This window comes from Nostoc sp., from assembly GCF_036917755.1.
GTDB lineage: Bacteria > Cyanobacteriota > Cyanobacteriia > Cyanobacteriales > Nostocaceae > Nostoc.
The window spans coordinates 20,831-37,868 of sequence record NZ_JBALFC010000044.1 but is presented as its reverse complement, the minus strand read 5'-3'; the positions used below and the strand labels follow the sequence as shown (position 1 = coordinate 37,868).

The window sequence follows — 17,038 nt, the reverse complement described above, 5'->3', positions numbered from 1 at the left end:
CGTTCTCCCTAACCTAAAGGTACGGGGATTCTAATCATTACTGATTAGGTTTTCTCTTTGGCAGCTTTTTCCTTACGTTCACTATAGCGGTCTGTGAGATAATCAACTTTGTCACGCAATAGCAAAGTAAACTTGTAAAGTTCTTCCATAACATCGACGACGCGATCGCGGTAGGGCGAATCCTTCATAGTGCCGTCTTCGTTAAACTCCTGATATGCTTTAGCCACTGAAGATTGATTGGGGATAGTGAACATTCGCATCCAGCGCCCAAGAATTCTTAATGTGTTGAGGGCGTTGAAAGACTGCGATCCACCGCTCACTTGCATGAGTGCCAAAGTCCTGCCTTGAGTCGGACGCATGGCTCCCATAGTCAGGGGAATCCAATCAATCTGGTTTTTCATCATGCCAGAAATCTGGCCGTGCAGCTCTGGGCTAGACCAGACTTGCCCTTCTGACCACAGACTTAATTCGCGCAACTCCTGCACCTTTGGGTGAGTGTCAGGTACGCTGCCGTAGATTGGCAGTTCACGCGAGTCGAAAAACTTCACCTCTGCTCCAAATTCTTCAATGATGCGTGCTGCTTCCTCTGCCAAGAGGCGGCTATAGGAACGCTCACGCAGGGAGCCATACAAAAATAAAATTCTGGGGGGATGGTCAAATGTCGTCATGGTAATTGCTTATTCTCCTCCAACTCTCGCAAAAAGGTGCTTTCGGCTTCTCGTAATTCGACATCAGGATTTGCGTGTTGGATTTTCTCTATTGCATCGTTATAAGACGAGCCAGTATAAATCAGGTAAGAAGCCAGCATTGTTCCCGTCCGCCGCCTCCCACTGGTGCAATGAACTGCAACAGCGTTACCAATGTCTTTTTGACTGTCAATGAAGTTTTGTAATTCCTGAAGCTGCTCTAAGCTGGGTGCAGTGCCACCTTTGATTGGCAACCAGAGATGAGGAATATTTGCCTTTTGATACAAATCTAGGTTAGAAGGATCATCCATAACGGAGACGATCGCACCAATTCCACTCGCTTGCAATGCTGGGAGTTCATCAGCCGTGGGTTTGCGAACCCCTCCTAGTTTCCCTGGAATCACCCACCACAGGTTCTCTGAAATTGGTTGAATTGTTTCTTGCTCCATTGGTTTAACGTTGTAATCTTTATTGAACAGGTATAATTTCTTTATTGACAGACTCGATCAATTGAGTCACCCGTTCTTTGATTTCATCGCGGACTCTCGGAAAAATTTCCGGTTGTTCTGCTGGATCATCTAACTGCCAGTCTTCAAATACTTCCTGTGTCACCCACTGCGGCGGCAAATTCACGCCACAGCCACACAAAGAAATCACTACATCAAAGTCTTGCGCTTGGAAATCACTCAGGGGTTTGGAGTGTTGATCGGTAATGTCGATACCAATTTCTTTCATGGTAGCGATCGCTTCTGGTCTGATAATACTTGCTTCTAACCCAGAGCTTATCACTTCAATCTTTCCCTTACCAAGAGTTTTAGCAAAACCTTCTGCCATTTGGGAACGCGCAGAATTCTTTTTGCAGACAAACATGACACGTTTCATGGTTCAACTTCTCCAAATAATCTGACTAAATTTATCGTAAATTCAAGGGTTTAAGACCTCGATTCAGATGGCAAAAAATAACGTTTTTCAAACCAGAAAGCAACATTAACAAGACCAATCAGTACAGGGACTTCCACCAGAGGACCGACAACGGCGGCAAAAGCAACACCCGAATTAATGCCAAACACTGCGATCGCAACTGCGATCGCTAGTTCAAAATTATTTCCGGCCGATGTAAACGCTACACTTGCGGCTCTAGAATAGTCTGTCTTAATCCGCCAAGCCATGTAAAAGCTGACCAGAAACATGGTGACGAAGTAGATGATCATCGGAATTGCAATCTTCACCACATCTAAGGGAATTTGAACAATCAAATTCCCTTTCAAGCTGAACATAACCACAATTGTAAATAACAAAGCAATCAGCGTGATCGGGCTGATTTTAGGCACAAATTCATCGTGATACCACTGCTTACTTTTCACTTTTACTAAGAAGTAACGAGTGAAAAATCCAGCTAAAAAGGGAATACCAAGATAGATAAACACACTTTTGGCAATCTCGGCAATGCTGACATTAACAACACTGCCTTGTAACCCAAATAGTGGCGGCAGTACAGTGATGAAGAACCAGGCATAAGGACTATAAAAGATGACCTGAAAGATACTGTTGAAGGCAACCAATCCAGCTGTGTACTCCGTATTGCCTCGTGCCAAGTCACTCCACACAACTACCATTGCAATACATCGAGCTAATCCAATCAGAATCAATCCCGTCATGTATTCTGGATAACCGTGTAAGAAGATAGTCGCTAAAGCAAACATCAAAATTGGCCCAATGATCCAATTCTGAATTAGTGACACACCAAGAATTTTTCCGTTGCGAAATACATCCCCTAATTCTTCATATCGCACTTTAGCTAGGGGCGGATACATCATTAGAATTAACCCGATGGCGATCGGTATATTGGTTGCTCCCACCTGGAACTGATTGATAAACGTTTCTACTCCCGGAAAGAAATAGCCCAGACTAACACCGATAGCCATTGCTAAAAAAATCCACAAGGTCAGGAAGCGGTCAATAAAGGAGAGGCGTTTTGAAGTCTTTTTGTTCATTACGGAGTTCATACAGCTTAGAGGATGTTTGAAACTATTGGGCGAATAGAATTTGCTACTACACAAGCAAAGTCCACCGACTTGGACTAATACAAAATCAAGGCTTTTTAACCCAGGTCGGCGGTCACTGAGCGCGGTCGTTGTGTGGGTAAAGTCTCGTGTAGCCGCGACTTCCAGTCGCCCGGTGAGTAATAAATTAGACTTTTCAAACAACCTATTACATTATTCAAAGTTTGATCATGAACAAGTTTCTTGGTTTGGATGATTGTCCATACCTAAAACTGTCCTTCCTTCCGTAACAACTCCCCAATTGTCAAGTTCATCTCTGTTTTTCCTCCAAATACTGTTCCCACTTTGCCTTCATACAAGTGAACATAATTGAGGTGTTTGCTATCATTTGGTAAAGGTATATAGCCCACAGCACTTGCTATTGTTGGTGCTTTATAAATGTAAAATTCTACAAATTTGTTTACTAATTTTTTGTTTTGGTTATCCCGAAAATTAACGTAGATAAACAAAGGTCGAGCAAGGGGCTGATACTGAACTTTTTCTACAGTTTGACGTGATGGCAGGACTGCACCTTTGCCGTTGTCTATTGCCAGCGCTTTTAATTTATTTTGGGATTTTTCGTAATAGGCATAGCCAAAGTAACCTAAAGCATTTGGATCTTTGCTGATGCCATCCACCAATACTTGATCATCCTCACTCGCTGTGTAGTCATTACGGCTGGCTCTAGTTTTACCTACAGTCGCTTCTGTAAAGTAGTCAAAAGTACCAGACTTTTTCCCAGCACCATACAAATTAAGTGGGCGATCTGGCCAAGATGCGCGTACTTGGTTCCAGCGAGTGATTTTCCCTTGGGCTGACGGTTCCCAAATCTTTTTCAATTCTGCTATTGTGATGTCTTTTGCCCAATCGTTTTGGGGATTAACAGCGACGGTAAGCGCATCAAAAGCAATGGGAAATTCCATATACGCCACACCATTTTTCTTGCAAGTTTCCATCTCCGCCCTCAAAATCGGTCGGGAAGCGTTGCTAATATCGGTTTTTCCAGCACAGAATTTTTCAAACCCGCCAGTAGTACCAGAAATATTAACTGCAACCTGCACCTGATTCTTTGAGTCAGCTTGATAGTTTTTAGCGATCGCCTGTGAAATTGGATATACCGTGCTAGAACCATCAATTTCAATTATTGTTGTTGCAGCCTTAGCAGAATCTCTTACCTGAGTCACATTCTCTGACTGCTGAGTTTGAACGGATGGGTTGGATGTTGCTGTGCAACTTGTCGTCAAAACCAACATTCCCAGTGCCGCAGGCATCGCCAATTCCTTTGCTGTTGTCTTCATAGACACACCCCTGTGAGTTATATCAAGAGTATATCTCTATCATTTCAAAAAAAATTGATTTGTCAATAATTATAGAGGTAGAAGGAAACAAAACATTACAAAAAAAATTGATTGATTTTTATGTCTCGCAGCGAGAACGAATAGGTAATATTGGGCTAAAGCGGCGGAATTCTGCTAGATACTGCTCTAGGGCAACAAACTGCGGCAGATTGAGACTGTAGTAAATCCAGCGCCCTTCTTGACGAGCGCGAACTAAACCAGCTTGTTTCAGGGTTTTGAGGTGAAAAGACAGTTTAGACTGAGTGGTTCCCAGGAGGTCGCACAGGTCACACACGCATAGTTCTTGAGAGCGCAGCAGTTCTAATACCTGAATCCGTAGGGGGTCAGATAGGGCATGAAAGCCAGCAGTGATCGTTTCAGGAGTGAAGGTGCTATTAGGAGCCATCAAATTTTCTTGAAGTATTTCTTTATGCTAAACAATACCTTTACCAAAAAGAAAGGTAGGTCTAACTTTCATCGAAATAGCTCATACCATTGGGAGCATCTCACTTTCGTAGAAAGCCTAAACCTCACCCCAGCCCTCTCCTTACTAAGGAGAGGGAGCAGGAATCTTCTTTCTCCTATGGTGTAGTGTATTTGCTTTCACTGAGATGCTCCCCATACCATTTCTTTGTGAAGCTGCGCCAAACCCTTTTAACTTCTTTCTTTCTTTCTTTCTTTGTGTCCTTTGTGTCCTTTGCGGTTCGTTTTTCTTTCTTGTACTTAAATATGGTACATCTCTGCTGTCTGCTGCCAGTGCTGCTTCCTCTGCCAAGAGGCGGGGCGGCTATCCCTCTCCACCCACTCAAGGGAATTGAGTTTCCCGCCGCTTTCAATAAATTTAAGATGGAGTATTTTTTATCAATCAGTTAAAATACTCAAAATAATTTTAAAGATAATGATAATTTTTAAAGCCTTTAACAGCTAGGAGATGAAAAAGTATTGTAACGACAGAATAACTTTGTAAAAAGTGGTCTTCATTTTTAGGTAAATTCAATTATCAAGCGATTGCCAGTCTCCAAGCTAAATTTGCCCCCTTGGACTGCACCCTCGCTGAAAAATGTGCAAGTATCCGCCGAAAATTTGATTGCCAAACTGACTATTAGCGACGCGTAGTCGCAAGGAGAGGAGGATAACCATGACTAGCCTACCATTCCAAACCCCGCCAACCCACACGGGGACGATCGCAGAACATGAGGCACAGCAGGTTGAGCGTGCTAACGCAACGAAAAAGCAACCGATCGTCTTTGTCCACGGACTCTGGCTGCTGCCAAGCAGTTGGGATCGGTGGGCAGTAGTGTTTGAGGAGGCTGGCTACACCGTACTCACGCCCGGTTGGCCCGACGACCCGGAGACTGTTGCCGAGGCAAATGCAAACCCCGAAATTTTCGCACACAAGACCGTTGGGCAGGTTGCAGACCACTTCGATGAGATTATCCGTAGGCTGAACAAAAAACCTGCTATCATCGGTCATTCCTTCGGCGGACTGCTCGTGCAGATCCTCGCCGGACGGGGGCTGTCCTCAGCAACAGTAGCGATCGATCCGGCTCCGTTTCGAGGTGTGCTGCCTCTGCCGTTCTCGGCGCTGAAGTCCGCATGGCCAGTTCTTGGCAATCCAGCGAATCGTAACCGGGCGATCCCGCTCACCTATGAGCAGTTTCGCTTCAGTTTCGCCAATGCTGTGAGCGAGGAGGAGGCTAAAGAGCTTTACGAAACCTTCTCTGTGCCAGCATCAGGTGTGCCACTCTTTCAGGCGGCAACCGCCAACCTCAACCCGTGGACTGAGGCTAAGGTAGACACCGAGAACCCAGAGCGCGGGCCATTGCTGATCGTCTCCGGCGAGAAGGACAATACGGTTCCGTGGGAGATCGCAAACGCATCGTTCCAGCAACAACAGCACAATCGTGGCGTGACTGAGATTGTCGAGATCCCTAACCGAGGACACGCGCTGACAATCGATAGCGGCTGGCGAGAAGTCGCCGACATATCCCTTGCCTTCGTCCAGCGCTTCGTTCCATCCTCAATTTAGCCGTCTAAACTACACATTCTGATGTTCATGTCTCTAACAGCTGCTTTTACACTTGGTTTCGTGGCTCTATTGCGAGCCTTTACAGCCCCTGCGAGATTATTTCTGGCACGGGGTGGCCGGGTGGGACATCAAGCGTCTTGGCAATATCCCCTCTGACTTGATTGAAGATGTTGTTACGATCGCATCAACATCTTTGCTGATTCGACATGATTCGCGCCGACGGCTTTTCAAGCTCAACAACCTCAAGAGACTCATAACCATGAAAAAACTAGAAGGAAAAGTCGCAGTTGTCACAGGTGCCTCCAAAGGAATTGGTGCTGCGATCGCCTTGGATCTGGCAGATGAAGGTGCAGCTGTTGTTGTCAACTACGCCTCTAGCAAAGAGGGAGCAGATCGCTTGGTTGACAAGATTCTCAGTGATGGCGGCAAAGCGATCGCAGTGCAAGCAAATGTTAGCCAAAAGACAGAAATCGAACGTCTGTTTGCAAAGACGCAGGAGACATTCGGCAGGCTTGATATCTTGGTCAATAACGCTGGCATTTACGAGTTTTCCCCGCTCGAAAGCATCACCGAAGAACACTTCCACAAGCAGTTTGATCTCAATGTGCTGGGATTAATTCTCACCTCACAACAAGCCGTCAAGCACTTCGGTTCAGAGGGTGGCAGCATTATCAACATCAGTTCGCTTGTTAGTACCCTCACGCCTGCAAATGCCTCGGTCTACAGCGCTACTAAAGCTGCTGTCGATGCTGTAACGAAGTCCCTGGCTAAGGAATTGGGTTCGCACCACATCCGCGTCAATTCCATCAATCCTGGCATGGTGGAAACGGAGGGTACGCAAACAGCAGGACTATCCGCAGCCGACAGTCAAGGCCGCCAACAGACTGAAGCGCAAACCCCACTTGGTCGCATTGGACAGCCGCAGGACATTGCACCTGCTGTCGTTTTCCTCGCGTCCTCCGATTCCGCCTGGATCACTGGCGAAACACTGTACATCGCGGGTGGACTTCGCTAGCTTTAATGGGATTGAATTCTTTGTCTATAAGAGTATGGCGCTTGATCTTAAACTCCCTAACCTATCTCTGAAAGTTTAAGATAAAGCGCCTTTTGTCAATAAATTAAAAGACTCGCCTTCTTTCCATGCACAAATAGCGATCGCTAATTCCATTCTCTACTCCCATCTGGAGATATTGCCAAAGCATTGGATACTTTGCTTTGAATACTAGTATTAAAAGCAGCTATTTCGCTATTTTTTGTCGCTTCTCTTCGGAGAAGTGGAATTAATGGAAACTCAGAAGAATTTCTCTGAAGTGCGCCAATAGTTCTCTACTTATAGTCGATTCTTAGTTGGAATCACAATCATCGAGAAATAGGGTACTTCGGCTGGATCAACTTCATCTAGGGGTACGATGCGTTGCTGTGACGTTGATGCCCGCTCAATATATCTTGCCCGTGATGCTAGCCCTAATTTATGCAGGATATCCCGCACTTTGGTAAAGTGACGACCGAGCTTCATAATTGCGGCTGCGTCGGTGATCAGCAAATGTGTAGTCAGTTCTTCTGCTGGCAATGGGGCGGGTAGGACGGTGAGGATATCAGTATAATAGGTGAAAGGTACACCCAAGGCTACCGGACAAGCCATCAGTGAGGAAACTCCGGGGACAACTTCTGTTTCGTACTTGTCAGATAACCGTGTGAACAGGTACATGAATGAGCCATAGAAAAATGGATCACCCTCGCACAGCACCACGACATCTCGACCCGCCGCTAAATGGTCGGCAATTGGTTGAATTTCCTGGTCATAAATAGACTTTGCCTTTTCTGGCTCCAAAGCGCGGGGGAGGTGAAATAGCACTTCGATTTGATTGCCAGGAAGATACTGTGCCACGATCGCTCTCGCAATACTTGCTTTATCTGTGGCTGATTGATATGCTACCACGGGAGCCGCACGCAATAGCCGCAGCGCCTTCAGAGTCAATAGTTCGGGATCGCCTGGCCCGACACCAATTCCATAGAGACGACCTTTGGTTTTCATATTCATTCTTCCTCCGTTGCCAGGGCGTTAACTGCTGCTGCCGCGATCGCACTTCCACCGCGCCGACCGTGTAATGTCAAAAATGGTACATCTCTGCTGTCTGCTGCCAGTGCTGCTTTCGATTCGGCTGCACCGACAAACCCCACTGGAAAGCCTAAGATTATAGCAGGTTTGTCAGCTACTTCATCGAGCATTTCTAACAGCCGGAATAGTGCTGTGGGCGCATTACCAATTGCAATCACTGCTCCTTCAAGATGCGATCGCCATAATTCTAAAGCTGCCGCCGACCTTGTAGTATTTAGATGCTGGGCAATTTCTGGCACTTCTGGATAGTTTAAGGTACAGATTACTTGATTGTTTGCAGACAACCGCCGTCTGGTAACGCCTTCGGCAACCATCCGGCAATCACAGAGAATTGGCGCTCCTGCTGCCAGTGCTGCCCTTGCAGATTGCACTGCTGTTGGTGAATATCCCAAGTCAGTGACAATATCCGTCATCCCACAGGCATGAATGAGACGCACAGCAACTTTTGCTACATCTGGTGGCAGCGCATCTAGGTTGGCTTCTGACCGGATGATTGCAAAGGAATTACGGTAAATTTCGTTGGCGTCTCGGATGTAGTCGGGCATTCAATTTTGGATTTTGGATTTTGGATTTTGGATTGATTTGTTAATTACAGCTATTTTCAGGTAAATAGACCACGCGGGTAGGGGCACAGCACTGCTGTGCCCCTACGACGGATGTGGTTCAAATACATGAAAACTGCTGTAATATAGATACTCACTTTTCATTAGAAGAAGACCTAATTTAATTAACCGCAGAGGCACAGAGAACACAGAGGAAGACAAACAGAGGAATTGGGTAATCTTGCACCGTGAAGGGAGTAATCAATCATCTGTATTTATTAACTTCTGTAATTGGGCGATCGCATATCGATTAGCAAATTCTCCAAAGGACTCATTAGAATTTATCCGTTGAATTTTATATACATATAGCATCCGCTCTATTAATGCAGGTAGTTCGGCAAAAATCACATATTGATATATTTCACGTCCGAATTTGTGCTTGCTGTCACCAACATAAACGTGATAGCCTTCAACAGTTTCATTGTCAGCCTCAATGCTGACACCGAGGAGAGTAATATCACTCTTGCTATGCTGGGCGCAGGATTTTTCGCAGCCGCTAAAGTGGATATTCACTGGGCAATCCAAAGTAAGGCGAGTTTCAAGATACTCTGCTAATGCCAACGCATGATTCTTGGTATCCGTTGCAGAAGCAGCACAACCTTTTTTCCCAGAACAGGCAACTAATGCACTCTTGATATTGCTTGCAGAGGTATCTAATCCTAAGAAAGCAATTTCTCTTTGAACATCAACAACCCATTGCTGAGGAATATCTGTAAGGAGTAAATTTTGCCAAGGAGTTAACCTAAGAGTTCCACTGCCGTATTTTGCTGCTAAATCTGCCAAACCCCGCATCTGTTTACTCTCCAATCGCCCAAGGGTCAAGACGACACCAAGGTAAAATAAGCCTTGCTGACGTTGTGGATGGATGCCAATATGCTGATATTTTTCCTCCCCCTTCCCTGCAAGGGAAGGGGGTTGGGGGGTTAGGTCTTTTCTTGTTTCACTGCACAAAACAGGAAAAGGTAGACGCTGCTGAACTTCTTGGAGATAATTTTCACAACCCAAAGTATTTAATAAATCTAACAGACGTAGCCGACCCTGACTCGTAGTATTACTATGAACTAGATAGACATCCGCCAAAGCTGCCAAGACGGGCAAACATTCATCTGGTGGTAACAAAATTCCCATATCGCTAGGCGGTTGACCCTTTGCGCCTACACTGAGATGGAGACGAAAGTAAACATTACCGTCAACTAAGACAGCAGCAAAGGCGATATCATTCAAGCGATCGCACACCCGAATTATCCCACCACCATCAAAGCAAACGCTAAATTTTGCCGACAGTCCCGAAAGCGCCGGATGTGCAGCAATATAATCATCCCAACTTTGGACGAAAAGGCGAGTGTCGATTAATTCCTGGGGGTCGATACCAGCAGTTGGACTGGTCATAATATTGCGGATGTGGTCTATAACAGGATTGCCAGAACCCAATCCTATATCTTGTAGGTGCTTCAAAACCTCAGCATTTATCCCCGTGCGAATTTCGCGGATTTGTAGGTTAGCTCGATTAGTCACATCCACATAGCCGCCACCGTGCTGTTCTGCTATATCTGCGATCGCACGGCACTGCTGACTACTAATAATCCCACCTGGTATTCTAATGCGAGATAAGATCCCATCTGCGGCGGGTGTAGCATAAAACAGGCCAGGACAAGTGGCAAATCCAGAAACCAAACTTAGAACTCCTTCCCCGTGCAACGCGGAGAGTAGATGGTGAGTGTGTCCTGAGAGTTGGCATTCTGACTTGGGTGATCCCATCACAGCTGCGGCACAGTCCCGGAATTTCACCGGAGTTTCCCAACTCGAAGTTTTAGTAATTTAGCACGAGAAGGCAGTCAGAAAATTTAATGCTTCAAATTGTAACGATCGCAACAGCTTGAAGAGGAGTTTAACCAATTGAAACTAGAAAGCTTGCAACCGGAAATTCAAATTATGAGTGTCTTGCATGGGGCGCGGGATATCGAGAAGATATTTGCTCAGGACAACGAATTTACACAGGGGGAGTAACTGAAGTCGAGATTAGCTCTCTGACATGAACTGCGGAATCTTGTTGTAATGCTGATGCCACGATCGCTTCACTTTCAACTATACTTAACCGAGCGATCGCCTGTTTGATTGCAGGTATACTTTGGGGATTCACGCTCAATTCATCCAGTCCTAAACCTAATAAAATTGGTGTTGCTAAAATATCTGCTGCCAATTCTCCACATAATCCCACCGAAATGCCCCCCGCATGGGCAGCTTGGACAGTTTGCTGCACCATTCGCAACACTGCTGGATGTAGCGCATCAACCAAATTTGCCACGCGGGGATTAGTGCGATCGCTAGCCATGATATACTGACTCAGGTCATTGGTGCCGATACTAAAGAAGTCTACTTCCGCCGCTAACTGATCAGCGATCGCTACTGCTGACGGTACCTCCACCATAATTCCTACTTTGATCGCGGCATCAAATGCGATACCAGCTTGATTTAGTTCCGCCTGCACTTCACCCAAAATTACCTTAGCTGCACGTACCTCGCTGACAGTAGCAATCATTGGCAACATGATCTTAATTTGGTGTCCTATACTAGCTCTCAAAATTGCCCGCAACTGAGTTTTGAAGAGTTCTGGATGATCTAAACAGAAACGAATTCCCCGCCAGCCTAAAAAAGGGTTAGCTTCTGGAAACCTTACTCTCAGATAGGGAAGTGGCTTATCACCACCGACATCCAAGGTACGAATAATCAACGGACGATGATCTAAAACTTGGGCGATCGCCTGATACACTGCTAGTTGTTCTTCTTCAGTGGGGGTGCTTGTCCGATCTAGATAGAGAAACTCAGTGCGGAGTAGCCCCACACCTTCTGCACCGTTAGCCACAGCAACTTGGACATCACTTATACTACCGATATTGGCGAAGACGCTAACTTGCTGACCATCACGAGTAATTGCTGGCTGGTGGGCTGTAGCTCGTGCTTGTTGTTGGGTAGTTTGCCAAGCTGACTGCTTTGCTGCCAGCAAATCCAGGATATGTGATTCTGGTTCTATCCAAGCTTTACCACTTTCACCATCAAGTGCCATAAGTGTACCATTTGCCAAGTGCAACACCTGAGCATCCACTCCCAAAACTGCGGGAATACCCAATGTTCGGGCGATAATTGCGCTGTGGGAAGTAGCACTACCAGAAGTAGTACAAATACCCAACACCTTTGTCGGATCTAGTCCAGCCGTATCAGAGGGGGTTAAATCAGTCGCCACTAAAATTGCAGCTTCCTGAAGATGCAGTTTAGCGGGGGCATTCCCAGCTAGTAATCGCAGCACTCTTTGGCCGACATCCACAACATCGTTAACTCGCTCTTGCAGGTAAGAATCTTCAAGTGTGTGGTAGGAAGTAATTACTTCATCTACAACAGCTTGCCAAGCTGCTTCAGCATTTAGATGGTGTTCTAAGATGCGCTCTTTAGCCCCTTCCAGCAGTACTGGATCTTCTAAAAATAGTAGTTGGGCATCGAAGATGGCGGCTTCAGCGTCACCAATTTGCAGAGATACTTGTGAGAAAACTGCTTGGATTTCTTGTCTGGCGATGTGAATTGCTGCTTGTACTCGTTGCCACTCTGCCTCAACATCATCTACGTGATATTCCGTAATCTGAATGTGGGTAGGCAGATAATGAACAACAGGTGCGATCGCTATTCCACCAGAAGCTGCTATTCCCAAAAGTTCGCCGGGAGTTGCTGGGGTAACTGCATGGTGAAATGCTGGTGGATAATTCAAGGCAGCATTATCTTCACCAAAATTATTTGCAAATAATGCCTGTAATGACGCCAGTGCCTCATCTGCATCAGAACCGGTAGCAGTAATTACCAGTTCGTGTCCTTGACGCACTCCTAAAGTTGTAACTTGGTTAATACTGTCACCCCTGACTAGCTCAGTATTTCTCGTTAAATTCTGCACCCGAATTTGGGATTTAAATTGGGCTGCGGTGGCCACAAACTGCGCTGCGGGACGGGCGTGTAATCCTAAGCGATTGCTCACAATCAGCCGGATTTCTCGCGTTGGTGATTCTGATTCTACATGGGTTGTTGGGGTGACAATTGACAATGCCCTACTAACTACACCCAATTGAGTTGCTTTTGCTACGAGTGCGCCGCGTGCTTCCGCCATGACTTGGTGAATGTTTCTACCAGCCGCCGCCGCTACTACAGCAGCGATCGCGCCTTCTACTAGAGGTGCTTCACACAAATGCACTTTTTGCTGCTGTGCTTGTGACAGAAACTCTATTGCCATTTCTGCACTCAGCAAAGCACTACCCAAATCCATTAATACCAAGACACCATCATCAGAAAAAACAGAAGCGATCGCTTCATAAACCTGAATAGGATCTGTACCCAGTGGATTTTCAGGATCTTCAATACCTGCTGCAACAGCGATGGAAACTTGGCCTTGAACCATTTGCGCGGCGAGTTCCCGCACACCCAGAGCTAGTTGTTTACTGTGAGAAACGATGACAATTCCAACCACTGCCACACTATCAACCTTGTTGAGAGGTTTGCGTTTAGCCAGTTATCCATTTCATTTTCCCATTCTGCTATAATTGCAACTGCCCGAAAATATTTTGGTCTTTCCAGCTAGAAATGGGAACAAAATAGCCTTATTTTAAGGGAATACGTGGTGTCGTCTATTCATAAACTCTATCGTTAGCAGTCCGGGAAGAAATGTTTTGGATAAGTTTGTTCCCATCGTACAACTTAATTGAGACATTGCCATCAAAATTGTCTCGCTAGAATATTAAATAAAGTTAATCGTTTTTAACTCATCCCCCGGCTTGAAGACGGGGGCAAATCGAAGTCATTAGTACCAATGACCAATGACTAATAACTAATGACTAAATCGGCGGGCGGCTATCCCTCCCACCCCTTGAAGGGATGGGATTCCCGCCGATTTTCGTTGAGAAGTACTTTACGCAATGTGCAACTTATTCTCAAATGTTTTGCGTAAATGCTGTTTTAATATCAGCCAGTTTTGAAGTCCAAGTTTTGAGCCTCAGAAGGTCAACGTCGAGCCTCAGAAGGTCAACGTCGAGCCTCAGAAGGTCAACGTCGAGCTTCAGAAGGTCAAAGTTGAGCCTCAGAAGGTCAAAGTTGAGCCTCAGAAGGTCAAAGTCGAGCCTCGGAAGGTCAAAGTTGAGCCTCGGAAGGTCAAAGTTGAGCCTCAGAAGGTCAAAATTTTGGATTTTAAAGTCCAACTTCAGGGCTATAAAGCTGTTATCGGGACTGAAAAAAATAGAGTATAATACTTTACCAGCATAGCTTTCACGTCGAAGTAACACCCCATGAAAGAGACAACCCCCGCAGCTATGCCCTTTAACCTTCGCTACTTTCTACGGTCATTCTACAAGCGAGCGATTGCGAAGACAAGCCTGTAAAATGTTTAGTTAATCTTCATACTTTCTAATAATTATAAATCTATGCCTTATAATAAATTCACTCTTCAAAAAGCTGTAGAGGATTTCCAACTCACAATCGTTGAAGGGGGTCGTTTCCTGCCAGAAATTCCCTCACTCACCCCTACCGCTTTGCTAGTGGATATTCTTAAAGAAACAATTCCCTGGGCGATCGCAGTGAGTAGTGAGAAAGCCCGTTCTGAGGGCATCATCAATCCTGTCTTACTGGAAGTGAAACGCCAACTCAAAGGACAGATTAGCGTTTTCTCTGGCGAGGAATTCAATGTAGAACCGGAGGCTGAACTCACTGGCTATGTTGACTTTCTCATTAGTCGTTCCCCAGAACAGCTATTTATCAAAGCTCCTGCGGTGATTCTAGTGGAAGCAAAAAAGGAAGACCTGAAACCAGCGCTAGGTCAATGCCTCGCCGAAATGGTTGCAGCTCAACGCTTTAACCAACAAAAGCAACAGCCGATTTCGACGATTTACGGAACAGTGAGTAGTGGCACGGTTTGGCGGTTTCTGAAGCTGGAAGAGCAATGCGCGTCCATTGACCTTACAGATTACCCCCTCCCTCCAGTTGAGCAAATTTTGGGTTTTCTCGCTTGGATGGCGCAGCAGGGCTGAGTTATCATGTCTGTCCTGGCTCGAAAAGGGCTGGGATAGTATGATTGTGGTTTTGTATTATTAATCGTATAAGAGATGACACCTAAATTTGAATACAGCACTCTTGCCCATCCCCAGGATATTCAGCATCTGGGGTATATTTTTGAGCAATGTTTCATCAGTGGGCTTGGTGGCGAGGAAGCTTACATCAATCTCCTTGGCGTAGAAAATTTCCGCATTATTCGTGAGTCAGAACAATTAGTTGGTGGATTGGCAACTCTGGATATGGGTCAGTGGTGGGGTGGTGTGCGTGTACCAATGACAGGAATCGCGGTAGTGGGCATTGCTCCAGAGTATCGCGGTTCGGGAGCTGCGATCGCACTCATGCAGCACACCCTCAAAGAACTTTATGCTAGGGGTATACCGCTCTCTGCTCTTTATCCAGCAGTGCAAACTTTGTATCGAAAAGTCGGGTATGAGCAGGGGGGTAGCTGGTGTAATTGGGAAGTTGCTACTAACACTATCCAAGTGCGGGAGCAACCCCTACCTTTGCAACCAATAGTGAGTATCAATCATCAAGTCTTTTATGAACTATATCAGCAGCAGGCGAGACAAACGCCTGGATATTTAGACCGACATCCCGCAATCTGGGAGCGCTTAATCCAGCCAGATGAGAAGGAAACATTTTACGCATATTTTATCGGTAGCAAAGAGAAACCCCAAGGCTATATCCTCTTTAGCCAACATTCAAAAGAGGATGGCGCAATTCTGCGGATCAAAGATTGGGTAATTCTTACAGTTGCGGCTGCACAAAGTTTTTGGTCTTTTCTAGCCACTCATCGCTCTCAAATTGAACGGGTGCGATGGAGAAGTTCTGTGATTGATTCCCTGACATTACTGCTACCAGAGCAAACTGCCAAGCTCAGGCATACGATGCGTTGGCTACTGCGGGTAGTAGATGTAGTCAAGGCGCTGGAGATGCGGGGTTATCCTTCGGGAATTCAAGCTGAACTGCATTTAGATATTCAAGATAATTTGCTAACTGGAAATAATGGTAAATTTATTCTTTCTGTCGCCAACGGACGCGGTGAAGTTACAAAAGGTGGAAAAGGTGAGTTGCAGTTAGATATCCGAGAACTAGCACCACTATATACAAGTTTGTTCACCCCCTACCATTTGCAACAAGTGGGAAAACTGCATGGGACAGAAACCGCTATTTCAGCAGCTACGCAAATATTTGCAGGTAGCTCTCCTTGGATGGCTGATTTCTTTTAACCTGAGATGTCAACGAATCTCTCTCTGCGTTGAACTTTAGTTCAAGTCTGTTCCTCTCTTATAGGACTTACGCAAAAACCCTCTCAAACTCTCATTCCTCCGTGACCTCTGCGTCCTCTGTGGTTCGTTTTCCGTTCCCTTTGCGTAAGTCCTATCTTAGTTGGAGAGGGACGGTTTTGCGTAGTCAAACCACGGAGAGGGATGTCCATCTCCCATAATGCGTAGTCATATTAACTTTTAGCTCACAACCCCTACGTATTTATCTCGATCCCATTTTGTCACGCTTCGTAAAAAAGGTAGGAAAAGTGGGTTTAGTAGGATCTTTTGTATAAACCCTTGATTTCTCAATTTCCGGTTTGCTACATTAAGCATACAGTCACTAGCTAACTAATATCAATCGACTAACTACACATGAAGGAGGTGATTTATGACTAATGAAATCTTTGCTTTAACAGCCAACGAAGAAAATCTGCAAGCTTTAGTTTTCGAGGAACTAGATGACTCCCAAGCATCAAAAGTAGTCGGAGGTCTTGATATTGCATTTAGGGCTGTTCCGGTAGGCTCGGCTACCGAGGGGCCGCCAATAAGTGGCTTATATGTGGGGGCGGGGGTAGGTTTTAACAACTTGACTTAGCTGGACAATGACCGAGAGTAAAGCAATGGGGGGCGGAAAAGGTGAGTACATAAGACCTCACACCCGCACATCAAACCTACAACCTCGATTTGCTTCTTCCGAATTTCTGTACCACTTCTGCTAATTCGGGGTGTGACCATACCTGGCACTGTCCAATCGGCAATCCTAGTTGACCAGGTGAGCATTTGCGATCGCCCTTATGAATTTTATCACCAGCCAGCAGCTTACTACCGCAATATCATAATTGGTGGCGATCGCACTCCTTAGCCAATGCGATCGTAA

Annotated in this window: 18 protein-coding genes and 1 riboswitch; of the genes, 6 read left to right on the top strand and 12 right to left on the bottom strand. The window is 45.7% G+C overall.

The window, feature by feature from the left end:
• Positions 1–44: 44 nt before the first annotated feature.
• The 7 genes from arsH to V7L05_RS11105 form a co-directional block, all read right to left on the bottom strand.
• Positions 45–668, bottom strand: a complete 624-nt coding sequence (gene arsH / locus V7L05_RS11135) for an arsenical resistance protein ArsH (RefSeq protein WP_335164212.1) — start codon at positions 666–668, stop codon at positions 45–47.
• A complete protein-coding gene (locus V7L05_RS11130) occupies positions 665–1,135 on the bottom strand; it encodes a phosphatase domain-containing putative toxin (protein ID WP_335164211.1) in 471 nt (156 codons plus the stop codon). The genes arsH and V7L05_RS11130 overlap by 4 nt, the downstream gene beginning before the upstream one ends.
• A gap of 19 nt (positions 1,136–1,154) precedes the next feature.
• Positions 1,155–1,568 (bottom strand): arsenate reductase, glutathione/glutaredoxin type, encoded by a 414-nt coding sequence (gene arsC, locus V7L05_RS11125; RefSeq protein ID WP_335164210.1) that lies wholly within the window; start codon positions 1,566–1,568, stop codon positions 1,155–1,157.
• A 50-nt stretch (positions 1,569–1,618) separates the two neighbouring features.
• The gene (gene arsB / locus V7L05_RS11120) at positions 1,619–2,680 is read right to left on the bottom strand and encodes an ACR3 family arsenite efflux transporter (RefSeq protein WP_335164209.1); all 1,062 of its coding nucleotides are present in this window, start codon (positions 2,678–2,680) and stop codon (positions 1,619–1,621) included.
• A gap of 275 nt (positions 2,681–2,955) precedes the next feature.
• Positions 2,956–4,026 carry a PstS family phosphate ABC transporter substrate-binding protein gene (locus V7L05_RS11115; protein WP_335164208.1) on the bottom strand — a complete coding sequence of 357 codons (1,071 nt, stop codon included), beginning with the start codon at positions 4,024–4,026 and terminating at the stop codon, positions 2,956–2,958.
• A gap of 118 nt (positions 4,027–4,144) precedes the next feature.
• Positions 4,145–4,471, bottom strand: a complete 327-nt coding sequence (locus tag V7L05_RS11110; RefSeq protein ID WP_335164207.1) for an ArsR/SmtB family transcription factor — start codon at positions 4,469–4,471, stop codon at positions 4,145–4,147.
• Positions 4,472–4,615: 144 nt separating this feature from the next.
• On the bottom strand, positions 4,616–4,840 hold the full coding sequence (locus V7L05_RS11105) for a hypothetical protein (RefSeq protein WP_335164206.1): 225 nt from the start codon (positions 4,838–4,840) through the stop codon (positions 4,616–4,618).
• A gap of 363 nt (positions 4,841–5,203) precedes the next feature.
• Here V7L05_RS11105 and V7L05_RS11100 point away from each other — a divergent pair, with 363 nt between their 5' ends.
• Together V7L05_RS11100 and V7L05_RS11095 are read left to right on the top strand one after the other, a co-directional pair.
• Positions 5,204–6,094: an alpha/beta hydrolase gene (locus tag V7L05_RS11100; protein ID WP_292793773.1), complete on the top strand. Its 891-nt coding sequence runs from the start codon at positions 5,204–5,206 to the stop codon at positions 6,092–6,094.
• A 112-nt stretch (positions 6,095–6,206) separates the two neighbouring features.
• Positions 6,207–7,109: an SDR family NAD(P)-dependent oxidoreductase gene (locus V7L05_RS11095; protein WP_335164205.1), complete on the top strand. Its 903-nt coding sequence runs from the start codon at positions 6,207–6,209 to the stop codon at positions 7,107–7,109.
• A 315-nt stretch (positions 7,110–7,424) separates the two neighbouring features.
• Here V7L05_RS11095 and V7L05_RS11090 read toward each other — a convergent pair whose 3' ends face one another.
• From V7L05_RS11090 to V7L05_RS11070, 5 genes are all read right to left on the bottom strand, one after another.
• Positions 7,425–8,129 (bottom strand): precorrin-2 C(20)-methyltransferase, encoded by a 705-nt coding sequence (locus V7L05_RS11090; protein WP_335164204.1) that lies wholly within the window; start codon positions 8,127–8,129, stop codon positions 7,425–7,427.
• Positions 8,130–8,131: 2 nt separating this feature from the next.
• Positions 8,132–8,758: a precorrin-8X methylmutase gene (locus tag V7L05_RS11085; RefSeq protein ID WP_335164203.1), complete on the bottom strand. Its 627-nt coding sequence runs from the start codon at positions 8,756–8,758 to the stop codon at positions 8,132–8,134.
• 258 nt (positions 8,759–9,016) lie between these two features.
• Entirely contained in the window at positions 9,017–10,489 is a 1,473-nt protein-coding gene (gene cobG, locus V7L05_RS11080) for a precorrin-3B synthase (RefSeq protein ID WP_335164202.1), read from the bottom strand.
• Between the two features lie 50 nt (positions 10,490–10,539).
• A riboswitch (adenosylcobalamin-variant (AdoCbl-variant) riboswitch) is annotated at positions 10,540–10,629 on the bottom strand.
• A gap of 176 nt (positions 10,630–10,805) precedes the next feature.
• Positions 10,806–13,319 (bottom strand): phosphoenolpyruvate--protein phosphotransferase, encoded by a 2,514-nt coding sequence (gene ptsP / locus V7L05_RS11075; protein ID WP_335164259.1) that lies wholly within the window; start codon positions 13,317–13,319, stop codon positions 10,806–10,808.
• Between the two features lie 460 nt (positions 13,320–13,779).
• The gene (locus V7L05_RS11070; RefSeq protein WP_335164201.1) at positions 13,780–14,127 is read right to left on the bottom strand and encodes a hypothetical protein; all 348 of its coding nucleotides are present in this window, start codon (positions 14,125–14,127) and stop codon (positions 13,780–13,782) included.
• Between the two features lie 138 nt (positions 14,128–14,265).
• Here V7L05_RS11070 and V7L05_RS11065 point away from each other — a divergent pair, with 138 nt between their 5' ends.
• The 4 genes from V7L05_RS11065 (at position 14,266) to V7L05_RS11050 (ending at position 17,023) form a co-directional block, all read left to right on the top strand.
• Positions 14,266–14,868, top strand: coding sequence for a hypothetical protein (locus V7L05_RS11065; protein ID WP_335164200.1), 603 nt, complete (start codon positions 14,266–14,268; stop codon positions 14,866–14,868).
• A gap of 75 nt (positions 14,869–14,943) precedes the next feature.
• Positions 14,944–16,122 (top strand): GNAT family N-acetyltransferase, encoded by a 1,179-nt coding sequence (locus V7L05_RS11060; RefSeq protein WP_335164199.1) that lies wholly within the window; start codon positions 14,944–14,946, stop codon positions 16,120–16,122.
• 427 nt (positions 16,123–16,549) lie between these two features.
• Complete coding sequence (locus V7L05_RS11055) at positions 16,550–16,756, top strand: hypothetical protein (RefSeq protein ID WP_335164198.1); 207 nt, start codon at positions 16,550–16,552, stop codon at positions 16,754–16,756.
• A 132-nt stretch (positions 16,757–16,888) separates the two neighbouring features.
• Entirely contained in the window at positions 16,889–17,023 is a 135-nt protein-coding gene (locus V7L05_RS11050; protein WP_335164197.1) for a hypothetical protein, read from the top strand.
• Positions 17,024–17,038: the final 15 nt, after the last annotated feature.

Excerpts from the sequence above, each read along its gene's own strand:
- arsH (WP_335164212.1), bottom strand. The coding sequence starts at position 668 with ATGACGACATTTGACCATCCCCCCAGAATTTTATTTTTGTATGGCTCC.
- V7L05_RS11130 (WP_335164211.1), bottom strand. The coding sequence starts at position 1,135 with ATGGAGCAAGAAACAATTCAACCAATTTCAGAGAACCTGTGGTGGGTG.
- arsC (WP_335164210.1), bottom strand. The coding sequence starts at position 1,568 with ATGAAACGTGTCATGTTTGTCTGCAAAAAGAATTCTGCGCGTTCCCAA.
- arsB (WP_335164209.1), bottom strand. The coding sequence starts at position 2,680 with ATGAACAAAAAGACTTCAAAACGCCTCTCCTTTATTGACCGCTTCCTG.
- V7L05_RS11115 (WP_335164208.1), bottom strand. The coding sequence starts at position 4,026 with ATGAAGACAACAGCAAAGGAATTGGCGATGCCTGCGGCACTGGGAATG.
- V7L05_RS11110 (WP_335164207.1), bottom strand. The coding sequence starts at position 4,471 with ATGGCTCCTAATAGCACCTTCACTCCTGAAACGATCACTGCTGGCTTT.
- V7L05_RS11100 (WP_292793773.1), top strand. The coding sequence starts at position 5,204 with ATGACTAGCCTACCATTCCAAACCCCGCCAACCCACACGGGGACGATC.
- V7L05_RS11090 (WP_335164204.1), bottom strand. The coding sequence starts at position 8,129 with ATGAAAACCAAAGGTCGTCTCTATGGAATTGGTGTCGGGCCAGGCGAT.
- V7L05_RS11085 (WP_335164203.1), bottom strand. The coding sequence starts at position 8,758 with ATGCCCGACTACATCCGAGACGCCAACGAAATTTACCGTAATTCCTTT.
- V7L05_RS11065 (WP_335164200.1), top strand. The coding sequence starts at position 14,266 with ATGCCTTATAATAAATTCACTCTTCAAAAAGCTGTAGAGGATTTCCAA.
- V7L05_RS11060 (WP_335164199.1), top strand. The coding sequence starts at position 14,944 with ATGACACCTAAATTTGAATACAGCACTCTTGCCCATCCCCAGGATATT.
- V7L05_RS11055 (WP_335164198.1), top strand. The coding sequence starts at position 16,550 with ATGACTAATGAAATCTTTGCTTTAACAGCCAACGAAGAAAATCTGCAA.